Origin of the sequence: Oscillibacter sp. UBA6647, assembly GCA_002455655.1 — a bacterium.
Taxonomy (GTDB): domain Bacteria; phylum Bacillota; class Clostridia; order Oscillospirales; family Oscillospiraceae; genus Oscillibacter.
Genome location: DKLF01000093.1, coordinates 1 through 4334 on the forward strand (window position 1 = coordinate 1; position 4334 = coordinate 4334).

7 protein-coding genes are annotated in these 4334 nt (G+C 57.0%); all 7 read right to left on the bottom strand.

All coding sequences use genetic code 11. From position 1 onward, the window contains the following. On the bottom strand, nt 1–406 hold a 406-nt coding region (locus B2W96_RS06535), incomplete at its 3' end, for a transcription termination/antitermination NusG family protein (RefSeq protein ID WP_293009481.1). A 10-nt stretch (nt 407–416) separates the two neighbouring features. After that, entirely contained in the window at nt 417–626 is a 210-nt protein-coding gene (gene secE / locus B2W96_RS06540; RefSeq protein ID WP_293009482.1) for a preprotein translocase subunit SecE, read from the bottom strand. Nucleotides 627–657: 31 nt separating this feature from the next. After that, nucleotides 658–807, bottom strand: coding sequence for a 50S ribosomal protein L33 (gene rpmG / locus B2W96_RS06545; RefSeq protein WP_293009483.1), 150 nt, complete (start codon nt 805–807; stop codon nt 658–660). Between the two features lie 210 nt (nt 808–1017). Next, a complete protein-coding gene (ruvX, locus tag B2W96_RS06550) occupies nt 1018–1434 on the bottom strand; it encodes a Holliday junction resolvase RuvX (RefSeq protein WP_293009484.1) in 417 nt (138 codons plus the stop codon). Between the two features lie 94 nt (nt 1435–1528). Continuing rightward, nucleotides 1529–2803 carry a DUF2812 domain-containing protein gene (locus B2W96_RS06555; RefSeq protein WP_293009485.1) on the bottom strand — a complete coding sequence of 425 codons (1275 nt, stop codon included), beginning with the start codon at nt 2801–2803 and terminating at the stop codon, nt 1529–1531. After that, nucleotides 2788–3111: a PadR family transcriptional regulator gene (locus tag B2W96_RS06560; RefSeq protein ID WP_293009486.1), complete on the bottom strand. Its 324-nt coding sequence runs from the start codon at nt 3109–3111 to the stop codon at nt 2788–2790. The genes B2W96_RS06555 and B2W96_RS06560 overlap by 16 nt, the downstream gene beginning before the upstream one ends. A gap of 281 nt (nt 3112–3392) precedes the next feature. Beyond that, nucleotides 3393–4334: threonine synthase (thrC, locus tag B2W96_RS06565; RefSeq protein WP_293009487.1), on the bottom strand; the 942-nt coding region annotated here is incomplete at its 5' end.

The following is a 4334-nucleotide window of genomic DNA, read 5'->3' on the forward strand; positions in this document are numbered from 1 at the left end:
TGGACAGAGGGCCGTCCACGATTTTCACATGGCTGCCCACGGAGTATTTCACTTCAATCTCGTGCTTTTCCATGCCCATGGACAGGGCCTCTTCCTCTGTCAGAGGAATGGGCCTGTTGCTGGCCTCGCCGACAAACCCGGTCACGCCGCGGATATTCCGCACCAGATGCCAGGTTTCGTCCGTCAAGACCATTTTAATCAGCACATAACCGGGGAACACCTTGCGCTCAACCTCTTTGGAGGCGCCGCCCTCGGTGATCTCCGTGACCGTTTCCAGAGGAATTTCGATTCTGAGAACCATATCCTCCATGTTGCGTCCGGTCACAAACTTCTCAATGCTGGTCTTTACCGCGTTTTCATAGCCGGAATAGGTATGGATTACATACCATTTCGCGCTCTCTGTCATCACTCGCCCCTTACTTCAGAAACGTGATGATGAGCTGGATGCCGTTAATGAGAAAATAGTCGGCAATCCAGATGCACGCGCCGATGAGCAGAGAGCACAGCAGCACGGTTCCCGTGTCTTTCGCCACGGTCTTGCGGTCGGTCCACACGATTTTTTTCATTTCGCTTTTCATTTCCCGAAACCAGCGGGTTCTGTCCTTTTTCTTGGCTTCTTCCGCCATGTTTACACGCCCTTTCTCGTCATTCGGTCAATCACTTCGTCTCGCTGTGGAGCGTGTGCTTCTTGCAGAAGGGGCAATACTTGTTCATTTCCATCTTGTCCGGGGTATTCTTCTTGTTCTTCATGGTGTTGTAGTTTCTCTGCTTGCACTCGTTGCATCTCATGGTCACTTTCACGCGCATTTAACGGCACCTCCTTATTATTGGCCTCTTGTCCGGCTTGAGCCGGAGAAGCCGACTGCCTCCCTGCCCTCCAAAGCGGTCTCTGTCCCGCGCGAAAGCGAAAACGCGCACGACAAATAAACCCTTTTTCACAGGTAAAGTTAATTTTAGCAGAAATAATGCCCTTAGTCAACCTGTTTTCCGAATTTTTTAGCAGGATTTTCTGCGTTTTCATGGTTTTTTCTTAAATGTGAGATATCCCTCCAGAATCAGCGCCGCCGCCACCGCGTCCACGGTCTTCTTCCGCTTTTTTGCATTCTGTCCGTTGCCCTGCAAAATCCGGTGGGCGTCGATGGTGGTCCGCCGCTCATCCCAGAGGACCACAGGCAGTCCCACCGTCTCCCGCAGCAGCGCCGCCATGGCCTCCGCCTTTTCCGCCCTCGGCCCCAGCGTCCCATCCATGTTCTTGGGATAGCCCAAAACCAGCTCTTCCACGCCGTATTCCTCCGCGAATTTTTTCACGCCTTCCGCCACCTGTTCGGGGCGGTAGGCGTTGATCACGGTGGTGGTCCCGGCCATAAAGCCGGTGGGGTCGGAGATGGCAATGCCCGTGTGTGCGTCTCCGTAGTCAATGGCCATAATCCGCATGGCAAAGTTCCTCCAAATTTAATAAAGTGTTCCCATATACCGCTGCGCTTTCCCGTCGGGCCGCACAGCGCACAAGATGCCGCGCCGGCCGGCCTCAGCCCTCCAGCTCTTCCGCCAGCAGCGGCAGCAGCCGTTCTGTGCATCGGTCCCGGAAAACTTCCGCTTCTGCGGGATCGTCAAAATCTCCGTTGGTGCGGTCCAGATAAAACGTCATCACAATTTGCCGCCCATCCCTCACCAGCAGGACAAACTGATTCCAATTGTCCTCACCGGGGGCCGCCGCCCATGCTTCGTCTACCAGACTTGTCTCTACCGGGACGGCCTCTCCTATCCGATAGTAACCGTCCAGCCCGTCATACATCTCCATTTCTGTTAGAGCGGCAAAGGCCCGTTCCGCCGTCCAGACGAATGGAAGTCGGATGCTCACGGTGCGCAGTTCTAAAATTGAGTTTGCCTCCGCCTCATTGGCATGCTCCCTCAGTTCGTCAATCTCCGCGCCCGCCGCCGTCCACTCGTGGTGAAACTCTCCGGAAATTCCGTTTTCCGCAAGCGTTCCATCGTAAAACGCCTCCAGCCGCACCGCCGGAAAGTCCACCGTCTTCGGCAGGGGAAGCATATTGTTTGAGGAGATCAGCAAAATCACCTGCGTGACTATTACGGTAAGAAACCAACCCGCCAACATTAGCTTCAGACCGGAAATCACCACATACTGTCTATGGGCCTTGCGGTAATCCGCGTGATGATCCAGCGGTTCTCCCCCTGTCAGGCGCCTGCGCAGCCGCCGAATATTCAGCCAACTCCGCAAACTGTTCACCATTTCCAGCAGGCCAAAAAGGACCCAGTAAATTCTGATGGGCTGCTCTCCGGTTACCAGCAGTTCAAACCTCAGATCGGGCCGTCTTGGATTGGTCACATCCCAAACTACCACAGCCAGCAAGACCAGCGTCAAAAAAACGTCTCTCCGAAACTTTCCATGCAGCCGCTTCAGGGACTTTGCCTGCTCTACGGGGTCGGTGTGCAGCTCCGGCACGCCCGCGTTTTCGTCGGTCTGGAAAACATAATAGCAAATGTCCTTCCGAAAGCCCTCCTCGGTATGGAGCGCCGCGAAATGCCACCCGCTGGAATCGTACAGTGCCAGCTCATCCTCCGTCAGCGCCCGACTCAAAATATCCATGCGGTAGCGGGTCTTTTGGGGCGTTCCCCGCCTGAACCATACGGACCAGCGGGTGAAATGATCCACAAACAGCCCTTTTTCTGCCATGTCGGAAAACCAGCTCTCGTTGCGGTCCAAATCGCACAGATCGTCCAGCTTCCACTTGCGGACGTATCCGTCTTCCTCCTTTTCCCATGCCTCTATTCGGTCAAGCATTTCGTGTCCTCCCTCCAGCGCGTCTGGTCCTCCAGCATGGCTTGCAGCCGCTCCGTCTCCGCCCGCAGCGCCGCCCTGCCCGTCTCCGTAATGGCATAGGTCTTCCGCCGCCCGTCGTCGTCCACGATTTCGATATACCGTTCCGTCTCCATCCGGGTCAAAACGCCGTACAGCGTCCCCGGTCCCATGCGCACCCGGCCCTGAGAAGCCTTTGGCACCGAGGCCATGATCTGATAGCCGTGGCTGGGCACGGTCAGCACCAGCAAAATATAATACATGGCTTCCGTCATCGGTCCCCCGACTGGCATAAGGCTCCCCCCTCGTTATATCGCGTCGCAATATATCGCGTCACGATATATTTTCTACATCATACTCTGCTTGCTTCTTGCTGTCAATTAAATTTTCGTCGCCGCATAGTTCATCCGCCCCGGCAACAACAGCATCCAAATCTGTCTTACCCCAGGAACATGTCTGGGGAGAAGCCACCGTGGCATCAGGAGTAACCGGCAGACATACGCCGGAAAACCGCGCGGACGCAGGGAAATTTCCCTGCGTCCGCGCTATTTCATCTCTCAAATTCCGGCGGAAATCATTCCACCACAATCCCCCGCTGGTCAAACTCCTTCAAAAGCCGCTCCATGTCGGAGGGAATGGTGATCGGCTCGCCGCAGGCCTTGATGGCGTTTGCCACGTCCTTCAGGCCGTTGCCGGTGACGATGGACACCACCGTGTCGTTCTTCCCCAGCACGCCCTGATCGCACAGCTTTTTCACGCCCGCCGTGCCGGTGACGCCCGCAGGCTCTCCAAACACGCCGCAGGTGCGGCCCAGCAGCTTTTGCGCCGCCATAATCTCCTCGTCGGAGACGTTCACCACGATTCCGTTGGATTCCCGGATAGCCGCCAGCGCCTTGTCCGCGTTCCGGGGCACACCCACGGCGATGGAGTCCGCCAGTGTGTTCTCCTCCATCGGCTCCCATGGTTTATTTTCCGTAATGGCCCGGTTCAGGGGACAGCAGCCCTCCGCCTGCGCGGAAATCAGCCGGGGCAGCCGGTCGATAAACCCGATGGCGTATAGGTCCTTCAAGCCCTTCCAAACGCCCGCAAAGGTGCACCCGTCACCCACGGACAGCGCCACGTAATCCGGCACCTGCCAGCCAAGCTGCTCCATAATCTCCAGAGAAACCGTCTTCTTGCCCTCGGAGAGATAGGGATTGATGGCGGCGTTGCGGTTGTACCAGCCCCACTTGTCAATGGCCTGCTTAGACAGCTCGAAGGTCTCCTCATAGCTGCCCTCCACGGAGATGACGGTGGCGCCGAAGGTCATGAGCTGGGCCACCTTCCCCTTGGGCGCGCGGGAGGGAACGAAAATATAGGTTTTCAGCCCCGCCGCCGCCGCGTTGCCCGCAAGGGACGAGGCCGCGTTGCCGGTGGAGGAGCAGGCAATCACCTTTGCCCCGGCCTCCTTGGCCTTGGCAACCGCCATTGCGGAGGCCCGGTCCTTCAAAGAGGAAGTGGGATTCTGCCCGTCGTG

Coding starts and splice junctions, on each gene's coding strand:
- secE (WP_293009482.1), bottom strand. CDS start 626: ATGGCGGAAGAAGCCAAGAAAAAGGACAGAACCCGCTGGTTTCGGGAA.
- rpmG (WP_293009483.1), bottom strand. CDS start 807: ATGCGCGTGAAAGTGACCATGAGATGCAACGAGTGCAAGCAGAGAAAC.
- ruvX (WP_293009484.1), bottom strand. CDS start 1,434: ATGCGGATTATGGCCATTGACTACGGAGACGCACACACGGGCATTGCC.
- B2W96_RS06555 (WP_293009485.1), bottom strand. CDS start 2,803: ATGCTTGACCGAATAGAGGCATGGGAAAAGGAGGAAGACGGATACGTC.
- B2W96_RS06560 (WP_293009486.1), bottom strand. CDS start 3,111: ATGCCAGTCGGGGGACCGATGACGGAAGCCATGTATTATATTTTGCTG.